The sequence below is a fragment of the Psychrobacter sp. NG27 genome (assembly GCF_016106655.1).
Classification (GTDB): Bacteria; Pseudomonadota; Gammaproteobacteria; order Pseudomonadales; family Moraxellaceae; genus Psychrobacter.
The window spans coordinates 322964-340522 of the sequence record NZ_JADGIN010000002.1 but is presented as its reverse complement, the minus strand read 5'-3'; the positions used below and the strand labels follow the sequence as shown (position 1 = coordinate 340522).

14 protein-coding genes are annotated in these 17559 nt (G+C 44.9%); 4 read left to right on the top strand and 10 right to left on the bottom strand.

Annotated features, from left to right (window positions below; translation table 11 throughout):
• Positions 1-53: 53 nt before the first annotated feature.
• The 7 genes from acs to IP485_RS04850 form a co-directional block, all read right to left on the bottom strand.
• Positions 54-2015: an acetate--CoA ligase gene (gene acs / locus IP485_RS04880; RefSeq protein ID WP_198326266.1), complete on the bottom strand. Its 1962-nt coding sequence runs from the start codon at positions 2013-2015 to the stop codon at positions 54-56.
• Positions 2016-2514: 499 nt separating this feature from the next.
• The gene (locus IP485_RS04875) at positions 2515-3747 is read right to left on the bottom strand and encodes an ABC transporter substrate-binding protein (RefSeq protein WP_198326265.1); all 1233 of its coding nucleotides are present in this window, start codon (positions 3745-3747) and stop codon (positions 2515-2517) included.
• A 134-nt stretch (positions 3748-3881) separates the two neighbouring features.
• The gene (locus tag IP485_RS04870; RefSeq protein WP_198326264.1) at positions 3882-5852 is read right to left on the bottom strand and encodes an AMP-dependent synthetase/ligase; all 1971 of its coding nucleotides are present in this window, start codon (positions 5850-5852) and stop codon (positions 3882-3884) included.
• Positions 5853-5857: 5 nt separating this feature from the next.
• Positions 5858-6652 (bottom strand): ABC transporter ATP-binding protein, encoded by a 795-nt coding sequence (locus IP485_RS04865; protein ID WP_037032897.1) that lies wholly within the window; start codon positions 6650-6652, stop codon positions 5858-5860.
• A gap of 47 nt (positions 6653-6699) precedes the next feature.
• Positions 6700-7467 (bottom strand): ABC transporter ATP-binding protein, encoded by a 768-nt coding sequence (locus IP485_RS04860; protein ID WP_010196014.1) that lies wholly within the window; start codon positions 7465-7467, stop codon positions 6700-6702.
• Positions 7464-8561, bottom strand: coding sequence for a branched-chain amino acid ABC transporter permease (locus IP485_RS04855; RefSeq protein WP_194363515.1), 1098 nt, complete (start codon positions 8559-8561; stop codon positions 7464-7466). Before IP485_RS04855 ends, IP485_RS04860 begins: the two co-directional genes overlap by 4 nt.
• Positions 8562-8621: 60 nt before the next feature.
• On the bottom strand, positions 8622-9500 hold the full coding sequence (locus IP485_RS04850) for a branched-chain amino acid ABC transporter permease (RefSeq protein WP_194363514.1): 879 nt from the start codon (positions 9498-9500) through the stop codon (positions 8622-8624).
• Positions 9501-9849: 349 nt separating this feature from the next.
• On the opposite strand from IP485_RS04850, the gene IP485_RS04845 reads away from it, so the two are divergent.
• Together IP485_RS04845 and IP485_RS04840 are read left to right on the top strand one after the other, a co-directional pair.
• The gene (locus IP485_RS04845) at positions 9850-11208 is read left to right on the top strand and encodes an NAD(P)/FAD-dependent oxidoreductase (protein ID WP_227686417.1); all 1359 of its coding nucleotides are present in this window, start codon (positions 9850-9852) and stop codon (positions 11206-11208) included.
• Positions 11209-11322: 114 nt separating this feature from the next.
• Positions 11323-12282 (top strand): pirin family protein, encoded by a 960-nt coding sequence (locus IP485_RS04840; protein ID WP_198326263.1) that lies wholly within the window; start codon positions 11323-11325, stop codon positions 12280-12282.
• Positions 12283-12428: 146 nt separating this feature from the next.
• Here the strand turns inward: IP485_RS04840 and IP485_RS04835 are convergent, their stop codons facing one another.
• On the bottom strand, positions 12429-13535 hold the full coding sequence (locus IP485_RS04835) for an alkene reductase (RefSeq protein WP_198326262.1): 1107 nt from the start codon (positions 13533-13535) through the stop codon (positions 12429-12431).
• Positions 13536-13757: 222 nt separating this feature from the next.
• Complete coding sequence (locus IP485_RS04830; protein ID WP_198326261.1) at positions 13758-14687, bottom strand: DMT family transporter; 930 nt, start codon at positions 14685-14687, stop codon at positions 13758-13760.
• 452 nt (positions 14688-15139) lie between these two features.
• On the opposite strand from IP485_RS04830, the gene IP485_RS04825 reads away from it, so the two are divergent.
• Positions 15140-15556 (top strand): hypothetical protein, encoded by a 417-nt coding sequence (locus IP485_RS04825; protein ID WP_198326260.1) that lies wholly within the window; start codon positions 15140-15142, stop codon positions 15554-15556.
• A 53-nt stretch (positions 15557-15609) separates the two neighbouring features.
• On the opposite strand, the gene IP485_RS04820 is transcribed toward IP485_RS04825, so the two are convergent.
• Entirely contained in the window at positions 15610-16200 is a 591-nt protein-coding gene (locus IP485_RS04820) for a hypothetical protein (protein ID WP_198326259.1), read from the bottom strand.
• Positions 16201-16430: 230 nt separating this feature from the next.
• On the opposite strand from IP485_RS04820, the gene IP485_RS04815 reads away from it, so the two are divergent.
• Positions 16431-17465: a lipoate--protein ligase gene (locus tag IP485_RS04815; protein WP_198326258.1), complete on the top strand. Its 1035-nt coding sequence runs from the start codon at positions 16431-16433 to the stop codon at positions 17463-17465.
• Positions 17466-17559: the final 94 nt, after the last annotated feature.

The following is a 17559-nucleotide window of genomic DNA, read 5'->3' as shown; positions in this document are numbered from 1 at the left end:
GAATAGACAACCCATTGATCAGGCAATCAATCAGGTTATCAATCAAACTAATATTAGTCTCCGCGACCTGCTTTGACGGCATCGACCAAATCATTAATCACTGAGCTATCTGCCAATGTGGACAAATCACCCAATCCGACATATTGCCCAGCAGCAAGATTACGTAGGATGCGACGCATGATTTTTCCTGAACGCGTCTTTGGTAGTGCATCCACCAAATAAATGGCATCCAAAGTAGCGATCGGGCCAATCTCAGCACGCACATGGCGTTTTAGCTCGGCCTTTAGATCGTCTGTTTTTTCTTCGCCAGACTTTAGAATAATAAAGGCACAGATGCCTGTACCGCGAATCTCATGCGGCATTCCAACGATTGCAGCCTCAGCGGTGGCGGGATGAGCCACGACAGCGCTCTCAATCTCTGCCGTACCCAAGCGATGTCCTGCGACATTGAGCACGTCATCGACACGACCTGTGATCCAGTAATGTCCATCTTCATCACGTTGGGCACCATCACCTGTGAAGTAACGACCTGGATAATCACTAAAATAGGTTTTCAAGAAACGCTGATGATCATTATAAACGGTACGCATTTGCCCAGGCCAGCTACTGCTTATCACCAGATTACCTTCTGCTGCACCCTCTAGTGTTGCGCCTTCACTGTCCACGATTTCTGGTTTGATACCATATAGTGGCAACATCGCAGCACCCGGCTTGAGATCCACTGTACCTGGAATCGGTGCCATCAAAATACCACCCGTTTCAGTCTGCCACCACGTATCAACGATTGGGCACTTACTGTCACCGACAACATTATGATACCAATCCCATGCTTCTGGATTGATTGGCTCTCCGACCGAACCAAGTAAGCGTAGGCTAGAGCGATCTGATTCTCGCACAAAAGCATCGCCCTCTTTCATCATGGCGCGAATGGCTGTCGGTGCAGTGTATAGAATAGTCACGTCATGCTTATCAATAATATGACCGATACGTGCCCATGTTGGATGCTCAGGTACCCCTTCGAACATTACCGTCGTCGTACCGTTGGCAAGCGGTGCATAGGTCGAGTATGTGTGCCCTGTAATCCAGCCTACATCGGCTGTACACCAGTAGACATCGTCTTCTTTGATATCAAACACATCGCGAAAGGTAGACAAGGCATAAGTAATATAGCCACCCGTGGTATGTACAACGCCTTTTGGCTTACCCGTTGAGCCAGAGGTATATAATAAGAAGAGCGGGTCTTCGGCATTCATCACCTCAGGCTCACAATGCTCCGACTGACCATCGACTAGATTATGATACCAAACATCACGGCGACCACTCATCGGTATCGAGTTACCCGTACGATGGACGACGATGACTTTTTCGACACTGTCAGTACCATCCATGTCCAGCGCTTGATCGACGTTGGCTTTGAGCGGTGTGTGTTTACCGCCGCGCAGGCCTTCATCCGCAGTAATGACCACTTTTGAGCGACTGTCTATCAATCGATTGCCCAAGCTCTCGGCAGAGAATCCGCCAAACACCACTGAATGTACCGCGCCAATACGAGCACATGCCAGCATCGATACCATGGCTTCCGGTATCATCGGCATATATAGCGTTACGCGGTCGCCTTTCCCGACCCCAAGCTTACGCAGCGAATTACCTAGACGGCAGACGGCTTCATGCAGTTCTTTAAACGAGATAATTTTGTGCAATGAGGGATGATCGCCTTCCCAAATAATGGCGGGTTTGTACGGGGTTTTTTCGAGGTGACGATCGAGGCAGTTAACTGAGATATTCAGTTGGCCATCTTCAAACCATTTGATGCGAAAATCGTCTAAGTCATAATTGACGTCGCTGACTTTAGTGGGTTTTTTTATCCAATCGATAAGCTCAGCACGTTTCGCCCAAAAGTTATCGCGGGTTTCGTTAGAGTTGATAGAGTGATGGTAATCTTTAAGATATTGGTCAGCGTTAGTATTGGCAGCAGCCATAAATTCGGCTGTGATTGGAAATGATTTTTGCGTCATAGTATTCGTCCTTTTTAATTATTACAACCTAAGTAGATAGTTGTCTAACACGATCATCTATATAGGTAATAAGAGTCATCTTCCATAATGTGTGACACTCGTTTATAGTTTGACAAATAAGCGTGACGGTTGCAAGGCATCAAACGCCAAACATAACAATTTTACTGCACGTCTGTATACTTAGGCACAGATAGTCCCATCCTGACAAAGCGACTAGTTTGTTCATCCCAGTTAATTTCGATTCTCTACAGCTTATTGCTTATCTTTATATTAGATACGGATTTTAGAATTATAAAAAACGATAGACTATAATCAGTTCAATATAATTTCGATACAAGGAAACCGAGTGCCAGTTATACATTAGTATGCTTAGCGAAGATGACGATGTAGCGGATTTATATAGACTTGACTATATAAGATACAAAGTTCATAAGCGAGACAAGCCATACAACTGTATGGCTTGCTGCTATAAAAATTTCACTAAATAAATAATGCGTACTTATTTGAGCTGTGTGACGGTTTTCCATGCGCCGCTTTGTACTTGCGATAAGTAAACATCGTTAAAGGCAACATGGCTCTCAGGCGTGATGGCGACGGTAGATCCTGTGATTCCATCTACAAAACTAACGGTTTCCATACCCTTATTGAAGGTATCGGCATTTAAATCTTTGCCTGCCGCTTTAAGTCCTTCAACCGTGATTCTTGCTGAAGTATAACCAAGAATAGCACCTGCAGATACGTCCTCCCCTGTGGCTTTTTTATACTTTTCAATAAAGGCTTTGGTCTCAGGCTCATTTGCTCTCAAAGCCAAATCGTTATAGTAAGAAACTGCATATAGGCCTTCACTTGCACCGCCCGGTGCCTCAGCCACTGCGGGATGAAAACCTGTTGCAGGAGCGATGAATTTTACGTCAGTCCAGCCCATAGCGTTCGCTGTCCCTACCGCAGTGATAGCGCCGCGTATCGTAAGAGATAGGCCGATTAACTCACAATTGGCTTCTTTTAATTTGGCGATTGCACCAGCAAAGTCTGTTTCATCAGGACGATGCGAGCTGGCCTGAACCAGCGTGACGTTAGGGTTGCTATCGCTGATATCTTTAGCCGCCTCATTGGTCTCTTCACCATAGTCTGATGGGATATACATGACACATAAATTTTTAATATCATTTTCGGCAATCAGGTATTCCATACCCATTTTCATGGAGTCGTAATAGGTACTACCCATCGTATAACGGCGATTGAAAGCCCCTTCTTCTTGCATTGGTTTTGCAAAAGTGATCGGCATAATATTAGGGACATTGGCGCGATCCATGATAGGGAAACTTGCTAAGTTATGCGGCGTACCAAGCGACATCAGCATACCAAATACTTTATCGCGGCTGACGAGCTTATTAGCAGCCTGTACTGCCTTTGGTACTTGATAAGAATGATCCTCGACGATGTAACGAATCTTTCGTCCATTGACACCGCCTGCCGCATTAACCTCATCAAAATACATATTGGCACCCGCGACCGCAGGATTACCGAATCCTGCAAACGGGCCTGATAGATCATTGGCACCGCCCAGTAGAATCTCCGTATCCGTAACACCTTGTACCGGCATATCACTAGTAGCAGCAGCGGCCTCAGTATCTGTACCAGCTTCGACGGGCGCTTCGGAATTACTACAGCCTGCTAAACCTATCGTACCAACAGATAGTGCCAGTAGCGTCGTCTTGAATGTCCATTTCATTGCCTTTCTCCTTGCGACTCAGTCGCTGTTAGTTTGATGCTTTTGAGATTGATACTTTTGAGATTGATGCTTTCAAGGTTGAGGTAACGTCAAAAATCTGAACGGTGCTAATTGATGACACGCCCTAGATTAAATCAATACATAGAATCGATAAGAGCGTGATGCTTTTTCTCAACCAAACTTCTTTTCAATTTCATGGTGGCGGTCAATTCATCGTCTTCAGGACTGAGCAGCACATCAATGAGCCTGAAGTGCTTGATGGTTTCCACCTGAGCTAACGTCTGATTGGTAGACTGGATAACCTCGTCTATTAAGGCGATGACTTCTGGCGCATGACATAGCGAGCGAAAATCTGAGAACATTACCTGATTGTCTTGTGCAAACTTTTCGACATTTTCCTGATCTATCATAATCAGGCAGGTCAGATATTTGCGTCTATCGCCGATGATGACGGCGTCTGAGATATAAGGCGAGAATTTAAGCTTGCTCTCAATCGCAGCGGGTGTGACGTTTTTGCCGCCTGCGGTGATAATGATGTCCTTGATGCGGCCCGTAATGAAGATATAGCCCTCTTTTATCTCGCCGACATCACCAGTATGTAGCCAGCCATCCCGTAAGTCCTCAGCGGTTTTTTCGGGCTTGTTCCAGTAACCTGCAAACACATTCGCCCCTTTTACGAGTATCTCCCCGTTGTCGGCAATACGGACTTCAGAATCGGGCAATGCCTTACCTACGCTACCGGCCATCTGTGCTTCAGGCGTATTGACCGATATCACGCCTGCGCTTTCAGTCATGCCATAGCCTTCATAGATAGGCACCCCTATCGCATGAAACCAGCGGATAATGTCTAGCGATATGGGCGCAGCCCCAGTGGTGGCACGGCGAATATTACTCATGCCTATCAGGTCACGAATTTTATGTAGCACCAGCTTGTTCCAAAACTCGTAACGCAGTCGTTGACCTGTTGTGGGCGTATTGCCTGCCATCACGATATCAGCGTGGTCATGACCTGCTTTTATGGCCTGATCAAATGCCCAGCCATTGAGTGCACTCGCGTCACTACGCATATTACTGATGGAGGCGTACATTTTTTCCCACAATCTAGGCACAGCGGTAAAGGTATCAGGCGAGACTTCCTTCATATTTTCAAATACCGTCTCTGTGCTCTCAGCAAAGTTGACGATACAGCCTCGATGGATAGGCAGGTCCACTGACGTTAGACGCTCAAGCACATGGCATAAAGGCAAAAAACACAGCTGCTCATCAGTGGGCAGTATAGGGAGGATATCAATGCTTGTTTTTAACTCAAAGAGGACATTGGCATGCGTTAAAATCGCGCCTTTTGGATTGCCTGTCGTGCCAGAAGTATAGATTAAGGTGCGTATATCGTTCGCGGTACCTTGATCGATATAAGCGCCAAAACGCTCTCTGGCGTTTTCAACACTTCGACCGATCGTATATAGATCATCAAGGAAAACAACCTGATCATCCTCTAGGCTACGCAAACCTTTACGCTCAAAGACAATAACTTTTTTAACGTTAGGCGTCTGTTCACGAATCTCTAAAAACTTATGCAATTGCTCATCGTTTTCTACGATCAAAAACTTAGAATGGCTATCATTTAGTATATAGGCAAGCTGCTCGGGACTGTCTGTCGTATAAACACCATTGGGTATCCCGCCGACGGCGCAAATACCCATATCACAATAGAGCCATTCTTTATTGTCTTCGCTTAAGATAGAGACGGTATCGCCTTTGCTCAGACCAAGCTCGATGAGTGCCATGCCGATATCGCAGCCATGATGATAATAGTCAAGCCAACTATAACTCTGCCAAATACCAAAGCTTTTTTCGCGATGCGCAATCCTATCGCCTCGGCTCAAGCAAACCTGTCGCCAGAGTTTGCTCAGCGTATCGCACCCTTCTAGGATTTGGGGCGGATGATCGAAAGGTGCATTGCGTATCTGTTGACCAGTCTCATCATCATGATTGTTGGAGTAATCGTGAGACGATACTGGCGCAGCAGATGTGACTTTCGTGACCGTCGCATCAGTAGTAGAAAGTGAAGTGTGTTTTTCAGTAGGAACATCAATAGAGGTCGTCATGATTATTATCGCCAAGTCTTTTTGCGTTTCCACCGAGTGGCTTCCGCAGTGTTGTCTTTGGTTTGTCCCAAATAGAACTCTTTAATATCATCAGAGTGCATCAGTTTGTCCGCTGAGCCTGCCATGACAATACGCCCTGTCTCTAAAACATAACCGTAATCCGCTGCTGCCAAGGCAACTCTGGCGTTTTGTTCAACCAGTAGAATCGTAACGCCTTGCTCTTTATTAAGCCTGCGAATAATCGCAAATATCTCCTGTACCAATAAGGGAGACAATCCAAGAGACGGCTCATCAAGTAACATGAGAGAGGGTCGTGACATTAGCCCGCGACCGATAGCGAGCATCTGCTGCTGACCACCGGACATCGTGCCCGCTGCTTGTGTACGACGATCTTTTAGAATGGGAAAATACTCATATATCATCTCAACATCACGCTGTATCTCAGACTTGTCACGCCGAGTATAAGCGCCCATCGCCAAATTTTCGGCGACATTCAAAAAGGGAAACACCTCGCGCCCTTCAGGTACATGCGACAGTCCTTTTTTGACCAAGCGATCAGGTTCAGTGCCATCGATACGCTCACCATGGAACCACACTGCGCCCTTGCGAGGATTAATGACACCAGAGATAGTCTTCATTAACGTCGTCTTGCCTGCACCATTAGCGCCCAAAATAGTGACGACTTTACCTTCGGGTACCTCTAGACTTACGCCTCTCAATGCCATAACCGGACCATAAGCAGATTCTAGATTTCGCACCTCAAGCACATTGTTTTTTACTTCAGAGTCGACCAAATTCATTTCAGTAGCCGGCGCGGCAGAGGATAGTGATTTTTTAATAGCTGACATTACACACTCTCCTGTCCAAGATAGGCTTCAATAACCTGTGGATTGGCTTGCACCTCAGCTGCTGTGCCCTGAGCCAAAAATTTCCCTTCAGCGACGGCCAACACTCGATCTGACACCCGATTCACAAGACTCATGTCATGCTCTACCATCAAGATAGTCAAGCCAAGATCCTTTTGCATGTCTTCGATCCACCATGCCATCTCGGACGTCTCCTCCACGCTGAGACCAGAAGCAGGCTCATCGAGCAAAATAAGCTTGGGGTTAGCGGCTAATGCGCGTGCAATCTCAACCACCTTTCTAATACCGTAAGGCAGACCTGCGATCAGCTTATCTCGATAAGGCGCTAACTCTAAAAAATCTATAATTTTTTCAACTTGTAGACGATGCTCGCGCTCACTACGGCGCACTTTTGGTAAAAACAGCAAGTCCTGTATCCACGACGTATTGCGCTGCGAATGTCGACCGATAAGCAGATTCTGTAACACGCTTGAGTGATCAAACAACTCGATGTTTTGAAACGTACGGGCAATACCCAGTTTTGCGATATCGTGAGCGGGTAGCTTGGTAATATCAGTACCATCAAAGGTAATACGACCACTGAGCGGCTCATACAAGCGACTGATTAAGTTAAAAATCGTGGATTTACCAGCACCATTAGGTCCTACGATCGTGAATACCTCGCCCTCGTTTACCTCAAAGCTAATGTTATCAACGGCTTTGACACCACCAAACGCGATAGATAAGGAGTCAACTTTTAATAAGCTCATCGCATACGCTCCGTTTTCAGATAAGTTTTAGAACGGCGAAATAGTCCTTTTCGATATAACGGAAACATCTGAAACCAAGTCCTTATCTTTATCCAAATACCGTATATACCGCGTGGCTCATAGATGATCATGACGACAATGACTAAAGCAAATAGCGCCGTATCAATCCCAGGAACACTGGTGATACTAGAACCCGTACTTTGACCGATGACATCGCCTAAGATAGCAATCACTTGTGGTAATAAAACAACGACGACAGCACCAAAAAACGCACCGTGTATGGAGCCTAAACCACCAATGACAATCTGCAGTAGTATAGTGATAGAGATGATAACGGTGAAGCTTTCATAATTGACCGCTTGCACAAAGTGCCCGTACATCGCGCCGCCAACAGCGGTAATCGCACAAGATATGCTAAAAGCGAGTGTTTTGGCTTGGGGTACATTAACGCCAAGCGCGCGGGCGGAGACTTCACTGTCTCTGATGGCTAAGAACGAGCGTCCAGTGCCGCTTCTGAGCAAATTGATATACCCCAAGGTCACCAGCACCACGAGCGCAAGGCACAAGTAGTAAAATGCCTTTGGCGTGATATAGCGATCGATGGTGTATCCAAAGAGGTTAATAGGAGAAGCAAAGGTACCAGAGATGCCGCCAGTAATAGGCTCAGCCACGATAGCGATGTCTTCGACGATAATACTAAGCGCCAAAGTCGCGATGGCTAAATAGATACCGCTGGTTCTTAAGATCGGTCTGGCAATGATAGCGCCGATGACTCCAGTGATGAGCGCGCAGGCAATCAAGGCAGGGAAAAAATTCCACCCTCGAGCCATCAGTGCCATGTGGCTAAAGGCGCCTATCGCCATAAAGGCAGCATGACCTAAGCTGACCTGTCCGGTGTGCCCTGTCAAGAGCATCAGACCCAGTCCAGAGATAGACCAAATCAATATGGCGCTGAGCTCACTAATGTAATAGTTGCTCAGTAGCCAAGGCGCCATTAATAGTAATAAGAGGAGTACGCCATACTTTATGAGTTGGCGTTTGTCATCGAAGATATTGATATCTTGATCATAACTGTGTTTAAACTGGGCTTTCATGGGCAGTACTCATCCTTGAAAAGGTTTGGAGGCCGCTTTGTCATCCTTGAATCAAAGCTTCTATACTTTTTTCTGTTTTACCTGAGAAAAAATACCGCCTGGACGTACAATTAGTACGATCAACATAACCACATAAGGCGCAATTTGACTTAGGCCTAGCGGTAGATAGCGACCAGCAAAAGGCTCTATTACCCCTACCAGCAACCCGCCTGCCAGCGCACCAGGCAATGAGCCTAATCCGCCAATCACAGCAGCGGCAAAGGCCTTGATACCGAAAAGTAGTCCGACAGAGGGCTCGATCGCGCCTTTGGCCGCAAATAGTATGCCGGCAAGCGCAGCAACCACTCCTGACAATGCCCATACGATACCATTGACGCGCTTAACGGGAATGCCCATATAGTAGGCTGCCATTTGGTTCTGACTACTGGCTTGCATCGCAATACCGAGCCTAGTGTGGGCAAAAAAGAAGTATAAAATGGAGGTTAATGCGATAGTAGATATGATGATAATGATGTCAACATAAGCGATACTCAGCGAGCCTAATGCCAACATTTTGCCTGAGAATGGTGTCTGTAGTGAGACTGGGCTATGTCCCCAGATGAGACCTGCGACAAAGCGCATTAAGAATCCAAGTGAGATGGTCAGGATGACCATCGCAAATTGCGGTTGACCAAAAATACCACGTAGGACAAAGCGATCGAGTAAGTAACCAAATGCGCCCATGATAATAGCAGCAAAGGTGATACCTAATAAGAAGGGAAAGTTTGCCTGATCGGCATTAATGAAAGATATGCCTAAAAAGGCACCGAGCATAAGCATGTCGCCTTGGGCAAAGTTTACCGCCTCTGAGGCTTTGTAGATGAGTACAAAACCTAGCGCTAATAGCCCATATATACAACCATTAGCAATCCCGCTAATGAGCAGTTGTAGGATATCCATAAATTCCCTTTTGTCTTAACATTGTCATCCATGACAATGTTTGAATAAGCGGTTCAGTCGGTTGGCTTTTTAATGCAACTACTTTTGAAGACATTCGTTTTCTTCAAATAAAACGACTAAAATTGTAATCAGTCATCAACGCGGCAATAGTGGCAGCGGGTAATATTCATATTTTTACATTATACTAACTATGAATTATTGTCTACATAAAAAGTAAAGTTATTCAATGATTTATAGCAATTAGGCCAAAGCTATTTATATTACTTACCTAAAAACACTGCCATTATTGCCATGGTATAATTGGGATAGTTTATATCGTTTATCCAAACCTATTCTATAAGTCATCATCATGAGTCAAATGCCAAAACAAGCAAAATCAGTGAAGCCAACCAATCCGTCAGTGGCTGATCCATCGTTAATCAAAAAGTCCAATAATAACCACTTTGATGTCATCATCATCGGTGCTGGCGCTTCAGGATTGTACTGTGCGCTTACAGCTGGTCGCCGCGGTCGCCGCGTACTAGTGCTAGACCACGCCAATAAAGCAGGCAAAAAAATCCTGATGTCAGGTGGTGGCCGCTGTAATTTCACCAATTACTTCGTTGAGCCAGAGCACTTCATCGGTAATAATCTTCATTTTTGCAAATCTGCCCTCAGTCGTTACCCAAGTTGGGAGTTCATCGGTATGGTTGAGGCGCACAAAATTGCTTATCATGAACGTGAACATGGCCAACTGTTCTGTGATGACTCGGCACAAGACATCTTGACTATGCTGCTAGACGAGTGCGCGGCGGTCGGTGTGCAAGTAAAACTGAATGCTCAAATTGAAAGCGTGCAAGCCATTGAAAATGATAAAAATGCGCGTTTTGAATTATTGACCACCAAACAACTCAGTAAAAAAGAAAAGCAAGAAAGAAAAGAAACCGCTAATCAAACCAAGCTTGTGCAAACACGCTATCGCTGTGAGTCGTTGGTAGTTGCAACGGGTGGTTTGTCCATTCCAACCATGGGGGCAAGCGGCTTGGGTTATGAAGTGGCGCAGCAGTTTGGTCATACGCTCGTGTCCACTGATGCCAGCCTCGTGCCATTTACCTTTACGGACAAGACAGGTGAGCTTATCCGTGCATTAGCCGGTATCAGTCTGCCCGTTATTGCCAGTAATGAGCGGATTTCTTTTAAATTGCCTGTGCTATTTACCCATCGCGGACTCTCTGGCCCTGCCATGCTACAGCTGTCAAACTATTGGCAGACGGGAGAAACCATCAGTCTTAATCTGTTGCCTGACATTGATGTCACTGACTTGTTGATTGCTCGCAAAAAATCACATCCACGCCAACTGATACGTACCGTATTGGCAGACAACACCGATAATGCCCTACCCAAAAAACTACTAGCAGCATTACAGACGCACCTGTGGGAAGACATCAAAGATACCGAGCTTGCCAACATCAAAGACGAGCGCCTCACTGAATTGGGCGCGACAATCAATGGCTGGCGACTCAAACCCTCTGGTACTGAAGGCTATCGCACTGCTGAGGTCACACGCGGCGGCGTCACCACTGATGAAGTGTCGTCAAAGACCATGCAAAGCAACTTGCAGGATGGGCTGTATTTCATCGGCGAAGTACTCGATGTCACAGGTTGGCTTGGCGGATATAATTTCCAATGGGCATGGGCCAGTGGTTTTGTGAGTGGCGAGGTTGTCTAATAGCAGCTCGCCAATTGTGAGATAACGCGCAACGTAAGCGTCTTTCACTGTAGACTTACTAAGCAGTATTTGTTTTATTGAAATTTTGGCTACTTAAATTTGTGAGGTATCTCAATGCGTGCCATTCAACATATTCATGGTGATAAAGCACCGCATTGGGTCGGTGATGGTTTTTATGTCAAAACCTTAATCAATCATCTCGAGGATAACCCTGACTTTAACTATAACCATACCGATCCTTTTTTATTGTTTGATTATGGCGAGCCGACGAGGTTTTCGCCCAATGCTGATTATAAATTGCAGCCGCATGGCATCGGACAACATCCGCATAAAGGCTTTGAAACCGTTACGCTGGCTTATGATGGTGAGATCAGTCATGCAGACTCGACAGGCGGTCGCGGTGATATTTTGGAAGGGGATGTACAGTGGATGACCGCAGGACGCGGTATCTTGCATGAAGAGTTTCACTCTGAGGCATTTGGGCAGCGCGGTGGCATTTTCAGTATGGTGCAGCTGTGGGTCAATCTGCCAAGTAAGCACAAGCTGACCGGTCCCAAATATCAATCTATCAAACGAGCTGACATGCCTATCATTGAATTGATAAATGACAGTGGTGTTCAGAAACAAACCATCATCGGTCAAGTCGCTATCATTGCCGGTGATTGGCACGGCATAATAGGTGCAGCAACGACATTTACCCCAATTAATATGTGGGATATCGCGCTACATACCGCAGGCACGACCTCGCTACAAGTTCCAAATACACACAATACGCTGCTACTGGTACAAGAAGGTCAGCTACTGGTCAATGGCACAGCCGTCAGTGCGGGCGACTTGATTCAGTTTACAGCGCCTATCCATATCGATGCAGAATCTGAACCCGCCCCTCATACGACTACTGATAGCATTGAGCTCACCTACTCTAGAGACGCGCAGGGAGTCGTCAAACTGCTACTACTAAGTGGCAAGCCCATTGGAGAACCCGTCGCCGGTTATGGTCCCTTTGTGATGAATACACAGGAAGAGTTACGACAGGCCTTTCGCGACTATCAGATCGGTAATTTTGGTGAGTAAAAACCCAATGTAAATAAACACTCTTAATAAATAAGATGTTCTGATAAACCCTAACGCCCACGCAAAAAGAAGCCACCTAACGTCTATCGTCAGGTGGCTTCTTTTGTACGTCAGTGATTACTCAATCATCAAAGCTGATGACTGAATTACTGTGCCTGCTTTAGAAACGGATAATCGGTATAACCTTCTGAGCTGCCACCATAAAAGCTTTCTGGATGTTGCTCATTCAGTGCAGCATTTTCACGGATACGTTCAGGCAGATCAGGATTGGCGATATAGTCACGACCAAATGCAACGGCATCGATGTAACCCGCTTTTACGTTTTTCTCAGCTTTTTCGGCTGTATAGCCGCCAGCTGCGATAATGGTGTTATCAAACGCAGCACGGACACGCTTACGGAAGTCTTCGCTATAAGGCGTACCACCTGCCCAATCTGGCTCTGACAGATGCAGATACATCAGACCACGTTTGTTGATCTGCTCGATCATCCAAATGTTTTCTTCTTCATTGTAACCGGCTTCTACATTGTTAAATGTACCAAGTGGCGAGATACGGATACCGACATGATCAGCATCCCAAGCATCGACACAGGCATCGATAACGTCTAGCGTCAAACGTGCACGGTTTTCGCGGCTACCGCCGTACTCATCATCACGCTGGTTGGTTTGCTCGACCCAGAATTGATGCAACAGATAACCATGAGCACCGTGAATCTCTACCCCATCAAACCCTACTTCTTTGGCATTTTTGGTTGCTTGGGCAAAGTCAGCGATGACTTGTTTGATTTCATCAAGTGTGGCTGGGCGCGGTGTCGTTGCTTCAACACGGATGGCTTGATTGTTGCTATCGCGCAATGAGGTACGGATACCAACATGAACATCTGACGCAGAAATCGGCGCTTTGCCATCAGGCTGCACGCTCTCATGAGAAACCAGACCGGTATGCCACAGCTGTACAACGATTTTACCGCCTTTGGCATGGACATTATCTACAATGGTTTTCCATGCAGTGCTCTGATCTTGAGTATGGACGCCTGGCGCGCCTGCATAGCCTTTTGCTTGGAACGAGACTTGTGTTGCCTCAGTGATAATAAGACCCGAGCTTGCACGCTGTGAGTAGTATTCACCAGCAAGTGCTGTTGGTACATCACCTGGCTCAACCGAACGCAGACGCGTTAGCGGTGCCATGATGATACGGTTCTTTAGGGTTTGGTTACCCATCTCTACGGTTTCAAATAAATTATCGTGTGCCATAAAAAGCCTTGTTTGTCGTTTTAAACCTGAATGATAGGTTTAATATTTATTGGTCAATAGCGCTTGGTTTTATTGATTTAATTTACTAAGCACATTACTCATAAGCCAGTTCTTTATAGGGGGCAGATATGATTATTCCAAGCAATATTTACAAACAGAAACACCAATATTCACGTAATTAAATCTTTGTGAGGCCTTACTACTAATACTATTTAACAACGCTTAAACACTTTTCGCTCGAGTTCCAGTTTTGGACTGTAGCATCTTTTTGATAGACAGCTCTAACGACAGATATGTCCCGAACAATATCACCACCGAACCGATAATAGCTTGGATATTTAGGGCTTCACCAAGCAGCAGATATCCCAAAATAATGGCAAAAATTGGAATCACCAATGTAATACTGGTGGCACGCGTCGGCCCAATATTTTTGATCAATTGATTCATAAAAATAAGCGCAATTGCGGTCGAAAAGACCCCAATGCAAATCACTGACACCCATGCTTTGATGCTGATTTCTTGACCATAAGGGAACTCATTGTAGGCCACTGGTAGCATGATGATGCTACCAATGATGAGCGATCCTGCTGTGATAGCGACAGGCGAGACATCGTATAAGTAGTTTTTGGTGATATTAGCGCCGACGGCATAGCCAACACAGGCCAATAGCGCATAGCCCATCGGTAACAATCCCTCGACCAAGCCTTTGCCCTGCTCGCCGCCACCGAACAAGCTCTCACTCATCAGTATGATTACTCCAACCACACCGATGACCAACCCAAGCGCTTGTTTTTTCGATAGTCTATCTTTAAAAAACACACGGGCGATAAAACCACTCATCATTGGTACAGAAGCATTTAACACAGCAAGCACACCTGCATTCACTGATTGCGCAGAAAATGAGAACAACACAAAAGGTAGCGCTGCGGAAAACAAACCAACAAGCGCGAGCATTTTCCAGTGCTCCTTGATACCGACTCTGTTTTTCTTATTTAGTAATACAAAGACCAACATGACCAGTCCGGCGAATATCACGCGCAGACTGGCAAAAGCCAATGAGCCAAACTCAGGCACGCCAATGCGATAAAACACAAAAGAGAGTGACCACATAAAAGAGAGCGTCACAAAGATGATGAGGTCACGGTTGGTCATTGGGCAATCCTATTAAGCGTATCGACTAAACCTGCCAACTCGTGTCGGTCATAGGCATCTGGTCAGTCGTAAAATTAGCAATTTATAAAATCTTACGATGATAACTTTTAAATGGTGCGATGGGGAGTATTTTATAAGATTTCTGACCGTTTATTGTTTACCAATACGTATTATACAAAACAATATTTTTACGTTGAGCGCTTCTTATAATAAGGTGCGGTGGCAGTCTAATTCAATAATATCTATGACTAGGCAGGCTCTTATCGGTGATATCTATGTTTTTACTTATAATAATATTTACAACGCCATTAGTTGATTTTTGTTTACTAAATAACTATAGTTTGTGAGTCTGATGGTTTATTGCTGGTGGTGCAAAAGTATACACAGCAAATATCCGCTTATAACGGATTTACTTGTCAACTATTAATTTTGTCATTTATTGAGGGAACATTATGAAAAGGATAGCGTTATTCATCGGTAGTATGTCAGTGGCGACGGCAGGATTTTGCGGGGTTGGGCAATACTCAGATTCGACCGTTTGCTATATTTATAAGCAAGATAAACTGCAGAAAAAGCTAAACTGTCAGTACGATGTGGTTGAGGGGGCGTCAATGAGCTATGCGTTTAGACAGGCTTCTTACACCCTGCCAGGGTTTGGCAAGATGGCAACCTCTAACAGTGCAAACTATAACGATAGTGGTGATGTGACAGGATGGACAACCACAGTCAATGATGAGCCAGCGATTATCAGATACCGCCTGCCAACCAATCGAAGCATCGTCAGTGAGGCCTACGCGCAGTCTGGCAAAGAGATACTAACCTGTTATGTCAGTAAAAAATCAAAATGGGAAATCTGTGCTGAACAGTAGTTTTGAAGGCTAACAATTACTCATGCAAGATATCTGACATTTATAAATGAAATTCAAATCTCTTCTGAACCTAATTTCTTGATAGCCTTATCAATATTTTGTAATTGCTCATTGGTTTTTATTAGAGTTTCTGAGATTTTTCTATCCCAATTCAAGTCAGAAATATCTGTTTGATAAAAGGCTTCAACGGAAAGCTTGGACGAGCTAGACAGTTGGTTAAACCAGAACTTCGCATTAGCTCTTCCATACTGAGCTGTTACTACAATGCTGTTTCCATCAATATATTTTTTTAATCCTCCATATTGCCCCCAAGTAAGAATTATTTTCTGATTAGGAGCTAAAAAAGGTATCCCATTTATAATAGGTCCAGTTGACATCGTGTTTGGCATATTTCGAGGTTCTTCTATACTAAATGCTTTCTCAGGTAAGCTTCTTGATGTTTTAAAACTGATATTCTCTGCTGGGCCTTTACCTATATTCTCAATAATTAGAATTATAATTGAAGGACGTTTGTTATCTGTATCAGCATAAACGATAACTTCTGGATCAGTTGATGAGCGATAGACAGCATAAGTAATAATAGTCGACGCCGTCGCTATCAACGCCATAAACACAGATATCCAATTCACCCATTCTATTTGCATGAATATGACCTCAAAAAAACCAACGTTAATAGAAAAAATTTAACTTCTAACTACTTTATCAGCTTGTTAAGCTTTACACCTTAGTTTTTGAAAATACGCTCAACTTATTCAAAGTATAAAAATTCCCTCCCTATCAGACAGCCATTGAATTCCAGCTCCGTATCGGTAAGAATGTCTATATCTATTTATAACGCTCAATCTATAAAAACTATTCTAAAAAAGGATCAGTAATGAAACTGCGCATCTTAAAATCTGCCGTGACCAATCCTTGGTTTAACCTTGCGACTGAGGACTGGATATTTCAAGCGCTAGGGACAGAACAGAAAGGTACAGAGCAAGCAGCACCAGACACGCATACCCTATTCTTATGGCGTAACTCTGAGACCGTCGTTATTGGGCGCTCACAAAACCCATGGGTAGAATGCAAGACGGATAAGATGGAGGCCGACGATGTGTTTTTGGCGCGGCGACAGAGTGGCGGTGGCGCGGTGTTTCATGATTTGGGCAATACCAATTTTACTTTCCTGTCCCCAAAGCACGCTTATGATCAGACGGCCAACTTTACCATCATCATCAATGCGCTGAAAAAATTGGGCATAGACGCCACCCTATCTGGTCGTAATGACATGCAAGTGGGTGACCGAAAAATATCAGGCAGCGCCTTTAAACATGCTGCCGATCGCAGCTTTCATCACGGCACATTATTGGTCAATGCCAATATGCAAAAACTTGGCGACTACCTAAACCCGCATCCATTAAAACTCAAAGCAAAAGGCATTAAGTCGGTGCGTGCTCGCGTGGCAAATTTGGTAGAGTTCAATGATGCCATCAATCATGAGACGTTATCTGATGCGATTATCGAGGCATTTTGTGAGTACTATGGAGAGACTGCGGCAGTTGAGCAGTTGGATGAAGCTAGCCTTGCCAAGCAGCCGACGCTAAACACCTACTATCAGCAGATGGCGGATTGGGATTGGCGTTTTGGCAAGACACCTGAGTTCACTCATCATATCGAGACGCGCTTTGATTGGGGCATGATGGATGTACATATGGATGTGAAGCAAGCCACAATTGCAGAGGTTGTCATCTTCTCTGATGCGCTAAATGTTGAGCTGATTGACCTGCTCAAAGAGAGACTGACGGGTGTTAAATATAATAAGAGCAAGATTCAAAATAATCTCAATGAATTAGCAAAAGCGCAACCTGAGTTGGCAGCGCAAGTAAATGACTTTGAGAAATGGTTGGTTGGCGAGATGGAAGGTTGATGTCTAAATTAGTCCTTTTGAGTCATTGCTAAGTGAGATATGCATCCAAAAATAAGAGGTATAGTCGGTTCAATATAATTTGGATACAAGGAAG

What these genes read in the sequence shown, in the direction of transcription:
- acs (WP_198326266.1), bottom strand. Translation starts at nt 2,015, where the DNA reads ATGACGCAAAAATCATTTCCAATCACAGCCGAATTTATGGCTGCTGCC.
- IP485_RS04875 (WP_198326265.1), bottom strand. Translation starts at nt 3,747, where the DNA reads ATGAAATGGACATTCAAGACGACGCTACTGGCACTATCTGTTGGTACG.
- IP485_RS04870 (WP_198326264.1), bottom strand. Translation starts at nt 5,852, where the DNA reads ATGACGACCTCTATTGATGTTCCTACTGAAAAACACACTTCACTTTCT.
- IP485_RS04865 (WP_037032897.1), bottom strand. Translation starts at nt 6,652, where the DNA reads ATGAATTTGGTCGACTCTGAAGTAAAAAACAATGTGCTTGAGGTGCGA.
- IP485_RS04860 (WP_010196014.1), bottom strand. Translation starts at nt 7,467, where the DNA reads ATGAGCTTATTAAAAGTTGACTCCTTATCTATCGCGTTTGGTGGTGTC.
- IP485_RS04855 (WP_194363515.1), bottom strand. Translation starts at nt 8,561, where the DNA reads ATGAAAGCCCAGTTTAAACACAGTTATGATCAAGATATCAATATCTTC.
- IP485_RS04850 (WP_194363514.1), bottom strand. Translation starts at nt 9,500, where the DNA reads ATGGATATCCTACAACTGCTCATTAGCGGGATTGCTAATGGTTGTATA.
- IP485_RS04845 (WP_227686417.1), top strand. Translation starts at nt 9,850, where the DNA reads ATGAGTCAAATGCCAAAACAAGCAAAATCAGTGAAGCCAACCAATCCG.
- IP485_RS04840 (WP_198326263.1), top strand. Translation starts at nt 11,323, where the DNA reads ATGCGTGCCATTCAACATATTCATGGTGATAAAGCACCGCATTGGGTC.
- IP485_RS04835 (WP_198326262.1), bottom strand. Translation starts at nt 13,535, where the DNA reads ATGGCACACGATAATTTATTTGAAACCGTAGAGATGGGTAACCAAACC.
- IP485_RS04830 (WP_198326261.1), bottom strand. Translation starts at nt 14,687, where the DNA reads ATGACCAACCGTGACCTCATCATCTTTGTGACGCTCTCTTTTATGTGG.
- IP485_RS04825 (WP_198326260.1), top strand. Translation starts at nt 15,140, where the DNA reads ATGAAAAGGATAGCGTTATTCATCGGTAGTATGTCAGTGGCGACGGCA.
- IP485_RS04820 (WP_198326259.1), bottom strand. Translation starts at nt 16,200, where the DNA reads ATGCAAATAGAATGGGTGAATTGGATATCTGTGTTTATGGCGTTGATA.
- IP485_RS04815 (WP_198326258.1), top strand. Translation starts at nt 16,431, where the DNA reads ATGAAACTGCGCATCTTAAAATCTGCCGTGACCAATCCTTGGTTTAAC.